Here is a 16488-nt window from a genome sequence, read left to right as displayed (position 1 = left end):
ATGGCAAAGCGACACACCCTTCGCGCGTCCTGAGGCTTGACGGTCGGTGACGAGGGAAAACTCGTATCGATTGAACCAGAGTCTCGGGGCCGATTGGGAGGATACCGGAGATCGATTGACGGCAGCGGCGCGTTTGGCGCTCCTGCACGATTGCGCGGCCCACGAAACCCAAGGGTACGCGTCCATCAACCAGGGAGAGTTAATGTGAAGATTATCAAGACACTGGCCGCCGTCGCGGCCCTAGGCATCGCGGCCATGACGCTGCCGGCGCAGGCGGGCGAAGGCCTGATCGGCGTGCTGATGCCCACCAAGACCTCGCAGCGCTGGATCAACGACGGCGACGCCGTCAAGTCCCAGCTCGAGGCTCTGGGCTACACTGTCGACCTGCAGTACGCGCAGGACGACATTCCGAACCAGCTCAGCCAGCTGGAAAACGAAATCACCAAGGGCCCGAAGGCGCTGATCATCGCTTCGATCGACGGCACCACGATGGGCGATGCGTTGCAGAAGGCGAATGACGCCGGCGTTGTCGTCGTCGCTTACGACCGCCTGATCAAGAAGACGCCAAATGTCGACTACTACACCACCTTCGATAATTTCGGCGTCGGCGTCATCCAGGCCAAATCGCTGCTCAAGGGTCTCGGTTATCCCGAGAAGAAGGGCCCGTTCAACATCGAGTTGTTCGGCGGTTCGCCGGACGACAACAATGCGTTCTTCTTCTATAACGGCGCCATGTCGGTTCTTCAGCCGCTGATCGACGACAAGACCCTCGTCGTGAAGTCCGGCCAGATGGGCATGGACAAGGTCGGCACGCTGCGCTGGCTGGCGGCAACCGCCCAGGCCCGCATGGACAATCTGCTCTCCGCCAACTACTCGGACGGCAGCCGCGTCGATGGCGTGCTCTCGCCCTATGACGGCCTGTCGCGCGGCATCATCGCTTCGCTGCGCGCCGTAGGCTACGGCACCGCCGATCAGCCATGGCCGATCGTCACCGGACAGGACGCCGAGACCGCTTCGGTCAAGGCGATCATCGCCGGCGAACAGTATTCGACCGTGTTCAAGGACACCCGCGAACTCGCCAAGGCGACGGTCGAACTCGTCGACAAGGTGCTCTCGGGCGGCAAGCCGGAAGGCCTCGACACCACGACCTACAACAACGACGTCAAGGTCGTTCCCTCGATCCTGTTGACACCGCACGACGTCGACAAGTCGAACTATCAGGCCCTGGTGGTCGACTCCGGCTACATCAAGGCCGAAGAGCTGAAGTAATCGCGGTTACAAAGCCTGGGGTCCTGCGCAGGCAGGGCCCCTTTTCGTTGGCGAGCCAGCCCGGTATTGTTTGCGGACCTCGCAGGAGTGGTATTCTCAATGGCATCGACGATTTTGGAGATGCGCGACATCACCAAGACGTTTCCCGGCGTCAAGGCGCTGTCGAACGTCAAGCTCATGGTCGAGGAAGGCGAGATCCATGCCGTGGTCGGCGAGAACGGCGCCGGCAAGTCGACGCTGATGAAGGTGCTGTCGGGTGTGTATCCGTCCGGCACCTATGACGGCCAGATCATCTATCGCGGCGATGAGTGCCATTTCAAAGGCATCCATGACAGCGAGCGCAAGGGCATCGTCATCATCCACCAGGAGCTTGCGCTGGTGCCGATGCTGTCGATCGCCGAAAACATCTTTCTCGGCAACGAGCACGCCAGATACGGCGTCATCGACTGGAATGCCAATGAGGCGCGCACCAGCGCCCTGCTCAAGAAGGTCGGCCTCAAGGAAGACCCCAACACGCTGATCACCAATATCGGCGTCGGCAAGCAGCAGCTGGTCGAGATCGCCAAGGCGCTCAGCAAGGAAGTGAAGTTGCTCATTCTCGACGAGCCGACCGCGAGCCTGTCCGAAAAGGACAGCCAGGCGCTGCTCGATCTGCTGCTCGAATTCAAGCGGCAAGGCATCACGTCGATCCTGATCTCGCACAAGCTCAACGAGGTGAACCGGGTCGCCGACAAGGTCACCATCATCCGTGACGGGCGGACCATCGAGACGCTGGCCAAGAAGGACATCTCGGAGGACCGCATCATTACTTCGATGGTCGGCCGTTCGCTCGATGACCGCTATCCGCCGCGCGAGCCGAAGATCGGCGAGACCGTTCTCGAAGTGAAAAACTGGTCGGTCTACCACCCCATCCATGCCGAGCGGCAGGTCATCAAGGGTATCAACCTCAACGCCCGCAAGGGCGAAGTGGTCGGCATTGCCGGGCTGATGGGTGCCGGCCGGACCGAGTTTGCCATGAGCCTGTTCGGCCGGTCCTATGGCCGTCGCATCACCGGCGAGGTGTTCCTCAACGGCAAGCCGATCGACGTCTCTTCGGTGAGCAAGGCGGTGGAACACGGCATCGCCTACGTTACCGAGGACCGCAAGACCTACGGGCTCAACCTGATCGACCACATCAAGCACAACATCACTCTGGCCAACCTGCCCGGCGTGTCGCGCCACGGCGTGATCGACGATTTGCGCGAGCTTTCGGTCGCCAACGATTATCGCGGCAGGACCAATATCCGCGCCTCGAGCGTCTACCAGATGACCGGCAACCTTTCTGGCGGCAATCAGCAGAAGGTGGTGCTGTCGAAATGGCTGTTCGCCAATCCGGAAGTGCTGATCCTCGACGAGCCGACACGCGGTATCGACGTCGGCGCCAAGTATGAAATCTATACGATCATCGCGCGTCTCGCCTCCGAGGGTAAGGCAATCATCGTCATCTCGTCGGAAATGCCCGAACTGCTCGGCATCACCGACCGCATCTACGTCATGAACGAAGGACGCATCGTCGGCGAAATGGCGGCAAGCGACGCCAGCCAGGAAAAGATAATGCGCGCCATCGTCCGCGGAGAAGGAAAAGCATCATGAGCACCGAAAGCGCTCCCGGGCCGCAGACCGGCGTTGCCCAGGATCTACAACAGGGACCTCGCATTGCCGTCTCGGCGCTGGTCACCAACCTGCGCGAATACGGGTTGGTGCTGGCGTTGATCGCAATCATGGTGTTCTTCCAGTTCACCACGTCCGGAACGCTGTTCAAGCCGGTGAACCTCAGCAATCTCGTGCAGCAGAACAGCTTCATCATCGTGATGGCGCTGGGCATGCTTCTGGTGATCGTTTCGGGTCACATCGATCTCAGCGTCGGCTCCGTCGCCGGCTTCATCGGCGCACTGGCGGCGATGATGATGGTCATCTGGCCGCTTGGCCCATTGAGCAATCCGCTGGTGGTGTCGATCATCTGCCTGATCGTCGGTGGTGCGATCGGCGCGGCACAAGGCTACTGGATTGCCTATCACCGAATACCGAGCTTTATCGTCACGCTGGCGGGCATGCTGATCTTCCGCGGCATCTGCCAGGCGCTGCTGGGTGGCGGGTCTTCCGTAGGGCCGCTTCCCGTCGGCTTCAAGGCGCTCAGTTCCGGCTTCATTCCGGACCTGATCGGCCCATTGACGCTGATACCGCCAACCGTGAACGCCGCCGGCAAAACCATTGTCGGCAGCGGCCTGACGCTGCACCTGACGACGATCGTGATCGGCCTCGTCGCCGTGCTCGCCTATGCCTATTTCGGGCTCAGGGCTCGGCGCACCCGCGAGAAGCATGGCTACGAAGCCGAGCCCTTCTCGCTGTTCGTCGTCAAGACCCTGGTGATCAGCGCGCTGGCGCTGTTTCTCGTCTACCAATTCGCCACCTATAGGGGCCTCCCCATCGTTCTCATGGTGATGGGCGTGCTGATCGCGTTGTTCGTCTTCGTTACCAAACGCATGACGATCGGCCGTCGCATCTATGCAATGGGCGGCAATGCCAAGGCAGCCCAGCTATCGGGCATCAAGACCGAACGGCTGACGTTGATGGTGTTCATCAATATGGGCGTGCTGTCGGCACTCGGCGGTCTGATTATCGCAGCGCGCCTGGGGCAGGCTGTGCCGGCGGCCGGCCTCGGCAGCGAGCTCGACGTCATCGCCGCGGTGTTCATCGGTGGCGCTTCGGCGATGGGCGGCGTCGGCCAGGTCATCGGCGCGGTGGTCGGCGGCTTCATCATGGGCGTCATGAACAACGGCATGTCGATCATGGGCGTCAATGTCGACTGGCAGCAGGTGGTCAAAGGCCTGGTGCTGCTCGGCGCCGTCGTCTTCGACGTCTACAACAAGAACAAGGCTTGAGAGGCAACCAGGAGGCATACGGGTCACATCGCGGCGCTGCCGGGCGGCGCAAAGAAGTCCCCCGAGGGACCTGATCCGCGAGCGCAATCCGGACGAAGAATTTCAACCGAGGCGCGGACAGGGTCCTGGCCGCGCAGGGCAGGGTTTGCCGAGAAAGGGCAGGCCAGCCCACAATTCAGAGAGGGTTACCATGCTGATCTCACAAATCCTCGACGACGCCGAGACGATCCGCGTCGTTGCCCGCAACGGCGGCAAGACCCGCGTCATCAACGGCGCCCGCAGCGTCTATTCGCTGGCGATGGAAGCCGCGCGTACCGGCAGCGGGCTTGTCGCCCTGATCGAGCGCAAGGGCTTCGGCGAAACCGTCGATCTCGACGCAGCCTACAAGAAGGGACGGCTGCTGTCGCCGATCAACCATCCCGATCCGGCGCATCTCCATCTCACCGGCACCGGGCTGACGCATCTCGGCTCCGCCGCGACCCGCGATTCCATGCACAAGAAGCTCAGCACGGACGGCGAGGAACAGCTGACCGATTCCATGAAGATGTTCCGCATGGGGCTTGAGGGCGGCAAGCCGGCGAAAGGCCAGATCGGCGTGCAGCCGGAATGGTTCTACAAGGGCAACGGCACCATGGCGGTGGCGCCCGGGGCGGCGCTTATGTCGCCGGCCTTCGCCCAGGATGCCGGCGAGGAGCCGGAAATCGCCGGTATCTATGTGATCGGCGACGACGGCGCCCCGTTCCGCGTCGGCTTCACGCTGTCTAACGAGTTTTCCGACCACGTCACCGAGCGTGTGAACTATCTCTTCCTTGCCCATTCCAAGCTGCGCAACGCTTCGTTCGGGCCGGAGATCCTGATCGGCGATCTGCCGTCCGATATCCGCGGCGCTTCACGCATCCTGCGCGACGGCAAGCTGCTTTGGGAAAAGCCGTTCCTGTCGGGCGAGGCGAACATGTCGCACACCATTGGCAATCTCGAGCATCACCACTTCAAATACTCGGCCTTCCGCCAGCCGGGCGACGTGCATGTGCACATGTTCGGCACGGCGACGCTGTCCTTTGCCGACGGCATCAGGACCGAGGCCGGTGACGTATTCGAAATCGAGGCGCAGGATTTCGGCCTGCCTCTGCGCAACCCGCTTGAAATCGAGCAGCCGGTGAAGGTGGCGGTGAAGGCGTTGTAAACTGGTGACATAATTCAGGGGCGAGAAATGAACGGCCTGCGGATTGGCACTGTGTTCGTAAGTTTAGTCCTGTTCCTCGCCTATTTCTCCCCAGCGGCTTACAGCGCCGGACAATGCAGCGCAAAATCCTATCGCGGGGCCCGGATGTCGATGACTAACCGGCTTCTGGCCACCGGTCATTCGAAATCGCAAGTGAGCTTTCTGATGCGCAACGCGGATCGCATGACGTCCGCACTCCGCGCTGACAGACTGAACGACAATGGCAGAGCCTGCGGTATCGACTCCGCCAGAGCCCATGTGCTGGGATGTATCGACAAGCAGTTGTTCCCCTTGCAGTCCAGCTCAAGCGCCTCACTTGACGACGAGAAGCAAACCAGAGGATTTTGGGGGAAGAAGCGATTGGCAGTGCGAGAACTGCTCTTTATCGGTCAGTTTCATGGCTGCCTTGGCGCCGCGAAAGAATATCTGTTTCGCGGCTGACGGAATTGCGAACAAGCTCAGCGGGCGGCGCGGAAATGCTTGGACAGTTTCAGGCCCTGCGCCTGATAGTTCGAGCCGAGATCTGTGCCGTAGAGCGCCCGCGGCCGTTTCAGCATGTGCTCGTAGACCAACCGTCCGACGATCTGGCCGTGATCGAGGATGAACGGCACTTCGTGGCTACGCACCTCGAGCACCGCCCGACTGCCGGTGCCGCCCGACGCCGAATGGCCGAAACCCGGGTCGAAGAAACCGGCATAATGGACGCGGAACTCGCCGACCAGCGGATCGAAGGGCGTCATTTCGGCCGCGTAGAGCGGCGGCACATGCACCGCCTCGCGCGACACCAGAATATAGAATTCGTCCGGATCGAGCACCAGCTCGCCGGCACCGCTCTTGTAGAGCGGCTCCCAGAAATCGACGACATCCTGCGCGGCGCGCTTGTCGACGTCGACCAGGCCGGTGTGGTGCTTGCCGCGATAGCCGACAAGCCCATCCTTGTCGCCGTCGAGGTCGATCGACAGCGCGATGCCGCCGCCTGAGATGTTGGGTGGTTCGGTGGCGACCAACATTTCGGCGCGGTGCAACTCGTGCAGCTCGTTTTCCGACAAGAGCGCATTGCCGGTGCGGAACCTGATCTGCGACAGCCGCGAGCCGGTCCGCACGACGATCGGGAAAGTGCGCGGGCTGACCTCCAGGTAGAGCGGGCCTTCATAGCCGGCGGCGATCTTGTCGAACTCGTGGCCGCGGTCGGTCATTACCCGAGTGAAGATATCGAGCCGTCCGGTCGAGCTTTTCGGGTTGGCGGAGGCGGAAATATGGGCGGGCAGCGCCAGGCTTTCGAGCAGCGGCACGATGTAGACGCAGCCGGTTTCCAGCACAGCACCTTCGGCGAGGTTGATCTCGTGCAGCTTCAGCCGGTCGAGCTTGTCGGCAACCCTGTGGTCCGGGCCGGGCAAGAAGGAAGCACGCACCCGCCAGGCCTTGTCGCCGAGCCTGAGGTCAAGGCTGGCCGGCTGGATCTGATCGGCATCGAGCGTGCGCGGCGATTTCAGCGCGCCCGTCTGGAACAGCGCGGAAATATCCTGATCGGGAAGAATGCCTGTCTGCCGCAAGGGTCTGGCTCCGTTCGAACGCCGGGCGAGGTCTTGTTCTGTCGCAGGTCCGACCGTGGACGCCTTTGGCACCTGCTTGGTACAACCCTCTTAATCATGCCGGCAATTGACGCAAGCGTGGCGCGGGTCTAAAGCTCGTTATCCCGTGGTGATTTGGCCGGTCGGCTTGCAGCCACGTTAAACAAGTCGCTAAAGGACCGTCGGGCCGCAAGGCCATATGGACCGGTTGCGACTTTCGCGACCGGTTTTTTGTTGTTTGGACCAATTTTGGTGTTTGGATGGAATGATGACCAAGAAGCGCGACTGGAAGCCTCAGACCGCACTCGTGCATGCCGGAACGCTGCGTTCCGGCTTCGGCGAGACCTCCGAGGCGATGTATCTCACCCAAGGCTATGTCTACGAGACGGCGCAAGCGGCGGAGGCGCGCTTCAAGGGCGAGGAGCCGGGCTTCATCTATTCGCGCTATGCCAATCCGACGGTCGACATGTTTGAGAAACGCATGTGCGCGCTGGAAGGAGCCGAAGACGCGCGCGCCACGGCATCCGGCATGGCGGCGGTGACGGCAGCACTGCTGTGCAGCGCCAAGGCGGGCGACCATATCGTGGCGGCGCGCGCGCTGTTCGGCTCCTGCCGCTGGGTGGTCGAGACGCTGGCGCCGAAATACGGCATTGAGGCAACGCTGGTCGACGGCACCGACATCGCCAATTGGGAAAAGGCGGTCAAGCCAAACACCAAACTGTTTTTCCTGGAAAGCCCTACCAATCCAACGCTGGAGGTAGTCGACATTGCCGCCGTCGCGGCACTTGCCAATTCGATCGGCGCCAGGCTGATCGTCGACAATGTCTTCGCTACGCCCTTGCAGCAGAAACCCCTGCAGCTCGGCGCCCACATCGTCGTCTATTCGGCCACGAAGCATATTGACGGCCAGGGGCGCTGTCTTGGCGGCATCGTTCTGTCGGACAAGAAATGGATCGACGAGAACCTGCATGACTATTTCCGTCACACCGGCCCGAGCCTTTCGCCCTTCAATGCCTGGACCCTGTTGAAAGGCTTGGAGACGCTGCCGCTACGCGTACGCCAGCAGACGGAAAGTGCCGGCCGCATCGCGGATTTCCTGGCCGAGCACCCGCAAATCGCCCGCATCATCTATCCCGGCCGCGCCGACCACCCGCAAGCGGCCGTGGTCAAGAAGCAGATGTCGGGTGGCTCGACGCTGATCTGCCTGGATGTGAAGGGCGGCAAGCAGGCCGCCTTTGCCTTCCAGAACGCACTCGACGTCGTGCTCATTTCCAACAATCTCGGCGACGCCAAGAGCCTGATCACCCATCCGGCGACGACGACGCACAAGAACTTGACCGATGAGGCCCGCGCCGAGCTCGGCATCGGACCGGGAACGCTCAGGCTGTCAGTTGGCCTTGAGGACGCCGACGACCTGCTCGAAGACATCGAGCAGGCACTGAGAGTTGCCGGATAAGGGCTGGCCGAACAGAGGCGAGCGGGAACGCGCCCGATCAGGCACCGGACGGGGTCTCTTCCAGCTCCGCGACGGTCTTTGTCTGGATAGTCATCACGTTGCCGCGCCAGTCGACGGCGCCGCTCAGCCATCCGCGCGCCCAAATGGCGGGAAGCATCAGGTCTCGCGCCATCATCGCCGGGATCGTGCGCGGCGACAGCTGCCATCCCTTAGCCGAGGCCAAAGCGCATTCCGGCAGGTAGGCCGCGACCAGCACGGCGATGGCGGTTGCCGGCAGGCTGACGCCGGCGTCAGCCGCCGCGATCAGCGCAAGCACCAGCGGCGGCGCCGCGCCGATCAGGATCTCGGGGGCGAAGAACAGCGCGAAGGTGACGCGGCGCAGCCGCGCCCAGCGCGCCTGCCGCGACCAGATCTCGCCAAGCGTGCGCCGGCCGAGCGGCTGTTCGAAGGGCGAGGCGACAAGATTGACCCGCAGTCCGAGCCCGTTGACCAGCTTGGTCGCGGCGGCGTCCTCGGCGATCTCGGCGGCAAGCGCGCGGATGCCGCCATTGGCGTCGAGCATCGGCTTGTTCCACAACATGCTCTTGCCCTGCGCGAAGCCGAGGCCGAGCGCCTCTCCGGCGTACTGCCAGCGTGCCTGCAGCGTGTTGAGAAAGGCGCATTCGACCTCCCCCCAGAAGCCGTCCGGCCGTGAGCCGATCGGCGTCGAGCAGACGAGGCCAGTGCCATGCCGCCATGCCGCCATCAGCTGCTGGACGTAGTCGCTCGGCATAAGCACATTGGAATCGGCAAGGATGACCCAGCGATAATGCGCCGCTTCCCAACCCTTCACGCAATTGTTGAGTTTTGGATTGCCGCTGATGCGGTCGTCACCGACTAGAAGGCGGGCGCGAATAGCTGGAAAGCGCGCCATTGCGGCGGTGATCGGCTTGACCACCGGGTCGTCGGCATGGGCAACGCAGAAGATGAGTTCGTAGCGCGGCCAGTCGAGTGAGAAGGCGCGCTCCAGCGTCTCTTCGGCAAACGGCTCGACGCCGCGCGCCGGGATGACGATCGATACCGGCGGCGCGTTGGCCGCGGGCGGTGCGATCCTGGCTGGTCGCTTCAGCTTCAGCGAAGCTAACAGGATGCTGGCGAGATTTGAAAGAAGGAGGGCTATGGAAAGGAGGGCGGCTGCGAATGTCGGTTCCATCGAGATCTGGTCACTCCAGAAGTGCCGGCCGCATGACGGCCGTTTTCAACAATTCGACAGAACGCTGAGTCGCCCGGCACAAGCCTGCACACCATCATTGTCATGTGTCACTTAAATGACATTGTTTTTCGGCACCTGCGCTCGAGTCGGGCAAGGAGATGACGCGCATCGTTGATCAAACTGCGCTGAGCGTCGAAAGTTCCATCTACATTGCTTTGGAGCAGTTTATGTACAGCGCCGTCACCCGCAACATCGAAGTGCAGGTCAGGCCGTTCTATCTGGAGGATCACTCCGACCCGCCGCAAAACCGCTATGTCTGGGGATATCAGGTGACCATCGACAATCAGTCGGATGAGTTCGTGCAGCTTCTGTCGCGCTACTGGCACATTACCGACGGCACCGGCAAGGTCGAGGAAGTGCGCGGCCCCGGGGTTGTCGGCGAGCAACCCGGACTCAACCCCGGCGACAGCTATCAGTATACGTCTGGATGCCCGCTCTCGACGCCGTCCGGCATCATGGTCGGGCACTACACCATGCGCAACAAACGGGGCGAGACGTTCGACGTCGCCATCCCCGCCTTCTCGCTCGACTTGCCGGGAATGCGGCGCACCGTCAATTGACGGCCGTCATCCGGCCGCTGCAAACTCCGCCGGGTCGAAGTCATATTGCTTCGAGCAGAATTCGCAGGCGACGTGAATGCTGCCATCCTCGGTGCTGTCCCTGATCTCCTCGGCGGAAAAGCCTTCGAGGATGCCGTGGATCTTCTCCCTCGAGCATGAGCACTGGTCGGCGACCGGCACCCCGCCGAACACGCGGACGCCATGCTCGTGGAAAAGCCGGTAAAGCAGCCGTTCGGCGCCGATCGTCGGATCGATCAGCTCGGTCGGTTCAATAGTACCAAGCAGCGCCAGCAGCTCCTGCCAGGAATTGTCGGTCGGGTCGTGGATTTCCTCACGCGGATCGCCATCGCCACCGGGAAGGTCGGGTACGCGCATGCGCTCCGCCGACTGCGGCAGGAATTGTGCCAGCAGGCCACCGGCCCGCCATTGCTCGCGGGCACCGCCGACGCCGGGCGTCAGAAGCTTGGCAACCGAAAGCCGGAGGTCGGTCGGAATCTGCTCAGACTGGCGGAAATAAGTGCGTGCGGCATCTTCCAGTGTGACGCCGTCGAGCTGGACGATGCCCTGGTAGCGTTGTGTGTGAGCGCCCTGGTCGATGGTCAGCGCCAGGACGCCGCTGCCGAGCAGCGTCTGCGGTGACGTCTCGCCGGCAGAAGTCAAAGCCTGCAGCCGGTCGGCATCGAAGCGGGCATAAGCGCGCAGCGCGTGCGGCGTGGAGAAATCCGCGACCAGCATGTCGACCGGCCCGTCGGTGCGGGTCTGCAGAATGAACTTGCCCTCGAACTTCAGCGAAGTTCCGAGCAATACCGTCAACACACAGGCTTCAGCCAGGAGCCGGGCGACCGGCTCGGGATAGTCGTGGCGGCTGAGAATAGCATCGAGCATCGGCCCGAGCTGGACGGTGCGACCGCGCACGTCGAGCGGGCCGACCTCGAACGGCACGACATGGTCGTCGCCGGCGTAGCCGAATTCGCCGAGCTTGGGTTTATGTTCAGCCAATTGATGAGTTTCCAACATGACAAAGCTCCGGGGCGCGGCGATGCCGCCCTCCGGGGCGCATGCGACGAGACGCGCTCGATTTGCGTGATGCGCCTGAGATAGGCACCACCAACTCCCGGATCAAGGCGGCCCAGATCAAGGCGGCGCAGATCAGGCCGGCCCGGATCACCGCGGCTCGTATCAAGCGCCCAGGCACCAGGCCAGGACCGCCTTCTGGGCATGGAGCCGGTTCTCGGCCTCATCGAACACCACCGAATGCGGTCCGTCGATGACCTCGTCGGTAACCTCCTCACCGCGATGCGCCGGCAGACAGTGCATGAACAGCGCATCCGGCTTGGCTTTCGCCATCAGTGCCGCATTGACCTGATAGGGCAGGAAGACATTGTGGCCGCGGGCACGGTGCTCCTGGCCCATCGACACCCAGCAGTCGGTGACGATGCAGTCGGCCTCGTGAACGGCCTCCTCGGGCGAACGGGTGAATTTCAGCTTGCCGCCATTGGCTTTCGACCAGTCGACATGCTTCTGGGCCGGTTCGCTGCCCTCGGGCACGGCGACATTCAGCTTGAAATGGAACCGCGCGGATGCCTCCAGCAGCGAATGCAGCACGTTGTTGCCGTCGCCGGTCCAGGCGATCGTTTTACCGGCCACCGGACCGCGGTGCTCTTCGAAGGTCATGATGTCGGCCATCAGCTGGCAGGGATGGGTCTCGTCGGTCAGCCCGTTAATGACGGGGACCGTAGCGTTTTCCATCAGTTCCAGCAGCCGGTCATGCGAGGTGGTGCGGATCATGATGGCATCGACGTAGCGCGACAGCACCTTGGCCGTGTCGGCAATGGTCTCCGAGCGGCCAAGCTGCATCTCGGTGCCGGTCAGCATGATCGTCTCGCCACCCAACTGCCGCATACCGACGTCGAACGACACGCGCGTGCGCGTCGACGGCTTGTCGAAGATCATCGCCAGCACCTTGCCTTCGAGCGGCTTGCTGCGTTCGCCGGCCTTGAGCCTTGCCTTTCGCACCGCTGCGTCGTCGAGCATGAAGCGCAGATCGCCTTCGGAAACGGCGGAAAGATCGGTGAAATGGCGAAGGGACATCAGGAATTCCAGGATTACTTCGCAGCGGCAGCGACGATGGCATCTGCCAGGCTCTTGGCGCCGGCACGAATGCGCTCGAGCGCTTCGTGGATCTCGGCGTCGGTGACGGTGAGAGGCGGCAGCAGGCGGATAACGTTGTCGCCGGCCGGAACCGTCAAGAGATGCTGGTCACGCAGTGCCACCGTGACCTTGGTGTTGGGCATCGCGCATTTAAGCCCGAGCATCAGGCCGGTGCCCCTGATGCTTTCGATAACATCCGGAAATTCGTCGGCGACGCCAGCGAGCCCCTGCTTCAACAGCAGTGCCTTGCGCTGGACGTCTTCGAGAAAGCCGTCTTCCAGTACCACGTCGAGCACGGCGTTGCCGACCGCCATTGCCAGCGGATTGCCGCCGAAGGTGGTGCCGTGCACGCCGGCGGTCATGCCGACCGCTGCCTCGTCGGTGGCGAGGCAGGCACCCATCGGGAAGCCGCCGCCGATGCCTTTGGCCACCGCCATGAGGTCGGGGGTGACACCCGCCCACTCATGCGCGAACAGCTTTCCGGTGCGGCCGACGCCGCATTGGACCTCGTCGAAAATCAGGAGCAGTCCGTGCTGATCGCAGAGCTGCCTGAGCCGCTTCAGCGATTGCGTCGGCACTTGCCTGATGCCGCCCTCGCCTTGCACCGGCTCGATCAGGATCGCCGCGGTTTCAGGCGTGATCGCCTTCTCGGTGGCATCCACATCGTCGAAACCGACCTGGTCGAAGCCGTCGACCTTGGGGCCGAAACCTTCCAGATACTTGTACTGGCCGCCGGCGGCGATGGTCGCCAGGGTGCGGCCGTGGAAGGCGCCTTCGAAGGTGATTGTGCGGTAGCGCTCGGGATGGCCCTTGACGAAGTGGTAGCGCCGCGCCGTCTTGATGGCGCATTCGAGCGCCTCTGCGCCGGAATTGGTGAAGAACACCTTGTCGGCAAAGCTTGCGTCGGCCAGCCGCTCGCCGAGCCGGCTCTGTCCCGGAATCTCGTACAGATTAGAGACGTGCCAGAGCTTGGCGGCCTGCTCGGTGAGGGCCGCGACCAGATGCGGATGGCTGTAGCCCAACGAATTCACGGCGATGCCGCCGGCGAAATCGAGATATCGCTCGCCCTTGTCGGTGACCAGCCAGGTGCCTTCACCGTGGTCGAAAGCCAGGGGTGCGCGAACAAAGGTCTCGAAAAGCGCCGAACCGCTCATTATATGCGTCTCCGGAACCGGAAAAATCAAAAAGCCGCCAAAGCGGCGGCCCTTGTGGCTTATCGTGTTTTTCGGCCGTGAAGTCAACGAAAAGGTCGCGCAAGGTCGCGCGGCAAGCCCCCCAGCATAACGCCGGCTCCTAAGCGACCGGGCAAGTTGGGGAAAACCGAAAAAACCGATTCGTGTTGGCCTTGGGACTCTTGTCACCGAGTCAGCGCATAAGGTAATTGTAGCAGAGAAATAACTAGATTTCGTGCGGCGGACCTAATCACCCGATATATGTGGTGTCTGCCCGGCAGAAGCCGGGTCGGGAATGGATTCCGATTGCCGCACGTTTCAGCAGGAGCGCGGTCTCATGAACTGGACTGACGAGCGAGTCGAACTTCTCAGAAAATTGTGGTCGGAGGGCCTCAGCGCCAGCCAGATCGCCGCACAGCTTGGCGGGGTCAGCCGCAATGCGGTCATCGGCAAAGTGCACCGGCTGAAACTGTCCGGTCGCGGACGCACGACCGCCTCACCGGCACGCCAGAAGAAGACGGTGCAGGGATCGACGATCCAGAAATCGGTGTCCCGGGCAGCAAGCGCCACGCGCCATGCCACCACCTCGATGTCGATCGGTGCGACCGCGCTCAAGGCGCAGTTCGATGCCGAACCGGTGGCGCGCCACTATATCCGCCCGGTCGAGAACGTCGTCGTGCCGATCTCGCGGCATCTGCAACTTGTCGAACTCAACGAGCGCACTTGCAAATGGCCGAACGGCGATCCGCTTTCGGAAGACTTCCATTTCTGCGGCAACGACGCCGCCGAAACCGGCCCCTACTGCAAGTACCACGCCCGCGTGGCGTTCCAGCCGGCATCGGAGCGGCGGCGGAGCAGGTGAATGGTGAATGGTGAATGGTGGCGGGCTGAGCTTGGAGTAAGAAAGCAAGGCTCTTGCCTAGCCCTATTCACTATTGATCATTCACCCACTTCATAGCCACCCATTCTTGCGAAACCGCCAGTAAAGAAACGTGCAGATCAGGGCAATTGCCGCCAGGACGGCCGGGTAGCCATATTCCATCCTCAGTTCCGGCATGTCGCTGAAATTCATGCCGTAAATGCCGGCGAATGCCGTCGGCACGGCCAAGATTGCGGCCCATGAGGCAAGCTTCTTGGAGATCGCCGTCTCCTGGCTTTGACCGACCAGAAGGCTCGCCTCGAAGGCGAAGGCGAGAACCTCACGCAGGCTGTCGATCTTTTCCTGGACAGTGCGGATGTGGTCGGTGACGTCGCGAAACAGCGGGTGCATGGCTGTGTGGATTTGCGGCAGATCGGCGCTGGTGAGCCGCCGGCAGACCTCCACCAGCGGCAGGGCCGCATTACGCAGGCGCAAGAGATCGCGGCGCAGCATGTAAAGCCGTTCGATATCGGAGCCGGTCATCGGTTTCAGCAGAACCTTGTCCTCGATCGCCTCGACCTCGTTTTCGATCTGCTCAAGCACCGGCATATAGTTGTCGACGATGAAATCGAGAATGGCGTAGAGGACGAAATCCTCGCCCTTGGCAAGGGAATGCGGGCAGCTTTCCCAATGCTGGCGAACGGCGGCGTAGGAGGTCGACGGGCCATGCCTGACGCTGACGATGTAGCCCGCGCCGACGAACAGATGCGTCTCGCCGAAGGTGACGCGGCTGTCGATCAGCTGCGCCGTGCGGGCAACGATGAACAGGGCATCACCATATTGCTCGATCTTCGGTCGCTGGTGCGGATGCTCGGCGTCCTCGATCGCCAGCTCATGCAGATGGAATTGCGCCTGGACGCGCAGCAACAAATTGCGGTCGGGCTCCAGCAGTCCGATCCAGACCACGTGGCCCGGCTTCCCGGCCCATTCGCCGGCTTCCTCGATCGGAATGTCGGCGATGCGCCGCCCAGCCGTATAGACGCCGCAAGCGATTATACCCGACATCGGCGGCGCAGGAGCAAACTCGCGGACATATTCCATCGCAGCCTCCTGAAGGCGTGGCCTTCATCGCGGAACTGAGAAGTCGGCGCGTCGAAAGCTTAGCGCAATTTTCTGTCGGGTGGCGAATCCGAAATTCGCATCAGTGCTGAGAGAACTCACTTCGCTGGTTGGGTTGCGGGAAGAATAATCTTGTCCGTCTTATCGCCCTTCGGACGATCGGCCGGCATCTGGTCGCCGGTGACGATATAGTAGATCGTCTCGGCGATGTTGGTGGCGTGGTCGCCGATGCGCTCGATGTTCTTGGCGCAAAACAGGAGATGTGTGCAGGGCGTGATGTTGCGTGGGTCTTCCATCATGTAGGTCAGCAATTCGCGAAACAGAGAGGTGTACATGGCGTCGATCTGGTCGTCGCGGTCGCGCACGAAACCGATTTTCTCCACCGACCGCGACGCATAGACGTCGAGTACTTCCTTGAGCTGGGTCAGTGCCAGATTGGCCAAAGCCTCGAGGCCGCGGAACAGGCTGTTCGGCTGGCGCCCGTCTGCGACGGCAACCACCCGCTTGGCGACGTTCTTGCCGAGGTCGCCTACCCGTTCGAGGTCAGCCGAGATGCGGATCGCGCCGACGATCTCGCGCAGATCCGTCGCCATCGGCTGGCGTTTGGCGATGATGATGATCGCCTTGTCGTCGATCTCGCGCTGTCCCTCATCCAGAACTAGGTCGTCCCGAATGACTTTCTGGGCAAGCCCCGGATCCGCATTGACCAGCGCCGCGACCGCCTGCTCGACCATGCGCTCGGCATGCCCGCCCATCGCAGCGATGCGCTTCGACAGATATTTCAGCTCCTCGTCATAGGCGCTGACGATATGCACGGACTGCATGGACGAAATGCCTTCCCGGGATCTCGTGGTTGAGTCGTTCCCTCGAATCCCCGCTGATACGCTAGCCGGATGACAGAAAAAAGAAACGGCCCATTATGTGCTAGAGATAGTA

At 62.2% G+C, this 16488-nt stretch carries 15 protein-coding genes and 1 riboswitch; of the genes, 8 read left to right on the top strand and 7 right to left on the bottom strand.

The genetic code is table 11. The features are described from left to right. The first annotated feature begins 204 nt into the window (after positions 1-204). From chvE to NKI39_RS02020, 5 genes are all read left to right on the top strand, one after another. Positions 205-1269 carry a multiple monosaccharide ABC transporter substrate-binding protein gene (gene chvE, locus NKI39_RS02040; RefSeq protein ID WP_254816339.1) on the top strand — a complete coding sequence of 355 codons (1065 nt, stop codon included), beginning with the start codon at positions 205-207 and terminating at the stop codon, positions 1267-1269. A gap of 99 nt (positions 1270-1368) precedes the next feature. Then, on the top strand, positions 1369-2901 hold the full coding sequence (gene mmsA / locus NKI39_RS02035; RefSeq protein ID WP_023677359.1) for a multiple monosaccharide ABC transporter ATP-binding protein: 1533 nt from the start codon (positions 1369-1371) through the stop codon (positions 2899-2901). Further along, a complete protein-coding gene (mmsB, locus tag NKI39_RS02030; RefSeq protein ID WP_292659525.1) occupies positions 2898-4190 on the top strand; it encodes a multiple monosaccharide ABC transporter permease in 1293 nt (430 codons plus the stop codon). Before mmsA ends, mmsB begins: the two co-directional genes overlap by 4 nt. A 190-nt stretch (positions 4191-4380) precedes the next feature. Then, entirely contained in the window at positions 4381-5373 is a 993-nt protein-coding gene (araD1, locus tag NKI39_RS02025) for an AraD1 family protein (RefSeq protein WP_352457733.1), read from the top strand. A gap of 27 nt (positions 5374-5400) precedes the next feature. Next, positions 5401-5853 (top strand): hypothetical protein, encoded by a 453-nt coding sequence (locus tag NKI39_RS02020; protein ID WP_352501708.1) that lies wholly within the window; start codon positions 5401-5403, stop codon positions 5851-5853. 17 nt (positions 5854-5870) lie between these two features. Here NKI39_RS02020 and NKI39_RS02015 read toward each other — a convergent pair whose 3' ends face one another. After that, positions 5871-6965 (bottom strand): 2'-deoxycytidine 5'-triphosphate deaminase, encoded by a 1095-nt coding sequence (locus tag NKI39_RS02015; RefSeq protein WP_352470117.1) that lies wholly within the window; start codon positions 6963-6965, stop codon positions 5871-5873. A 135-nt stretch (positions 6966-7100) separates the two neighbouring features. Then, positions 7101-7178: riboswitch (SAM riboswitch) on the top strand. A gap of 70 nt (positions 7179-7248) precedes the next feature. Here NKI39_RS02015 and NKI39_RS02010 point away from each other — a divergent pair. Beyond that, the gene (locus NKI39_RS02010; protein WP_352501707.1) at positions 7249-8439 is read left to right on the top strand and encodes an O-succinylhomoserine sulfhydrylase; all 1191 of its coding nucleotides are present in this window, start codon (positions 7249-7251) and stop codon (positions 8437-8439) included. A gap of 37 nt (positions 8440-8476) precedes the next feature. Here the strand turns inward: NKI39_RS02010 and NKI39_RS02005 are convergent, their stop codons facing one another. Beyond that, entirely contained in the window at positions 8477-9631 is a 1155-nt protein-coding gene (locus NKI39_RS02005; protein ID WP_352501706.1) for a ceramide glucosyltransferase, read from the bottom strand. A gap of 227 nt (positions 9632-9858) precedes the next feature. On the opposite strand from NKI39_RS02005, the gene apaG reads away from it, so the two are divergent. Next, the gene (gene apaG, locus NKI39_RS02000) at positions 9859-10251 is read left to right on the top strand and encodes a Co2+/Mg2+ efflux facilitator ApaG/CorD (RefSeq protein ID WP_023677352.1); all 393 of its coding nucleotides are present in this window, start codon (positions 9859-9861) and stop codon (positions 10249-10251) included. A 6-nt stretch (positions 10252-10257) separates the two neighbouring features. On the opposite strand, the gene NKI39_RS01995 is transcribed toward apaG, so the two are convergent. From NKI39_RS01995 to NKI39_RS01985, 3 genes are all read right to left on the bottom strand, one after another. Beyond that, positions 10258-11268, bottom strand: coding sequence for an Hsp33 family molecular chaperone (locus NKI39_RS01995; protein WP_352501705.1), 1011 nt, complete (start codon positions 11266-11268; stop codon positions 10258-10260). Positions 11269-11430: 162 nt separating this feature from the next. Continuing rightward, a complete protein-coding gene (gene argF / locus NKI39_RS01990) occupies positions 11431-12342 on the bottom strand; it encodes an ornithine carbamoyltransferase (protein ID WP_352470112.1) in 912 nt (303 codons plus the stop codon). A gap of 14 nt (positions 12343-12356) precedes the next feature. Continuing rightward, positions 12357-13556: an aspartate aminotransferase family protein gene (locus NKI39_RS01985; RefSeq protein ID WP_352470110.1), complete on the bottom strand. Its 1200-nt coding sequence runs from the start codon at positions 13554-13556 to the stop codon at positions 12357-12359. Between the two features lie 355 nt (positions 13557-13911). Between NKI39_RS01985 and NKI39_RS01980 the strand changes: the two genes are divergently transcribed. After that, positions 13912-14436 (top strand): GcrA family cell cycle regulator, encoded by a 525-nt coding sequence (locus tag NKI39_RS01980; protein ID WP_023677348.1) that lies wholly within the window; start codon positions 13912-13914, stop codon positions 14434-14436. A gap of 90 nt (positions 14437-14526) precedes the next feature. Here NKI39_RS01980 and NKI39_RS01975 read toward each other — a convergent pair whose 3' ends face one another. Further along, positions 14527-15534 carry a magnesium and cobalt transport protein CorA gene (locus NKI39_RS01975; protein ID WP_023677347.1) on the bottom strand — a complete coding sequence of 336 codons (1008 nt, stop codon included), beginning with the start codon at positions 15532-15534 and terminating at the stop codon, positions 14527-14529. A 116-nt stretch (positions 15535-15650) separates the two neighbouring features. Then, a complete protein-coding gene (gene phoU / locus NKI39_RS01970; protein WP_023677346.1) occupies positions 15651-16376 on the bottom strand; it encodes a phosphate signaling complex protein PhoU in 726 nt (241 codons plus the stop codon). Positions 16377-16488: the final 112 nt, after the last annotated feature.

The sequence above is a fragment of the Mesorhizobium sp. M0664 genome (assembly GCF_040320565.1).
In the GTDB taxonomy this organism is placed as follows: Bacteria; Pseudomonadota; Alphaproteobacteria; order Rhizobiales; family Rhizobiaceae; genus Mesorhizobium.
The sequence above is the reverse complement of the archived record's forward strand: the minus strand, read 5'-3'. Positions and strand labels throughout refer to the sequence as shown.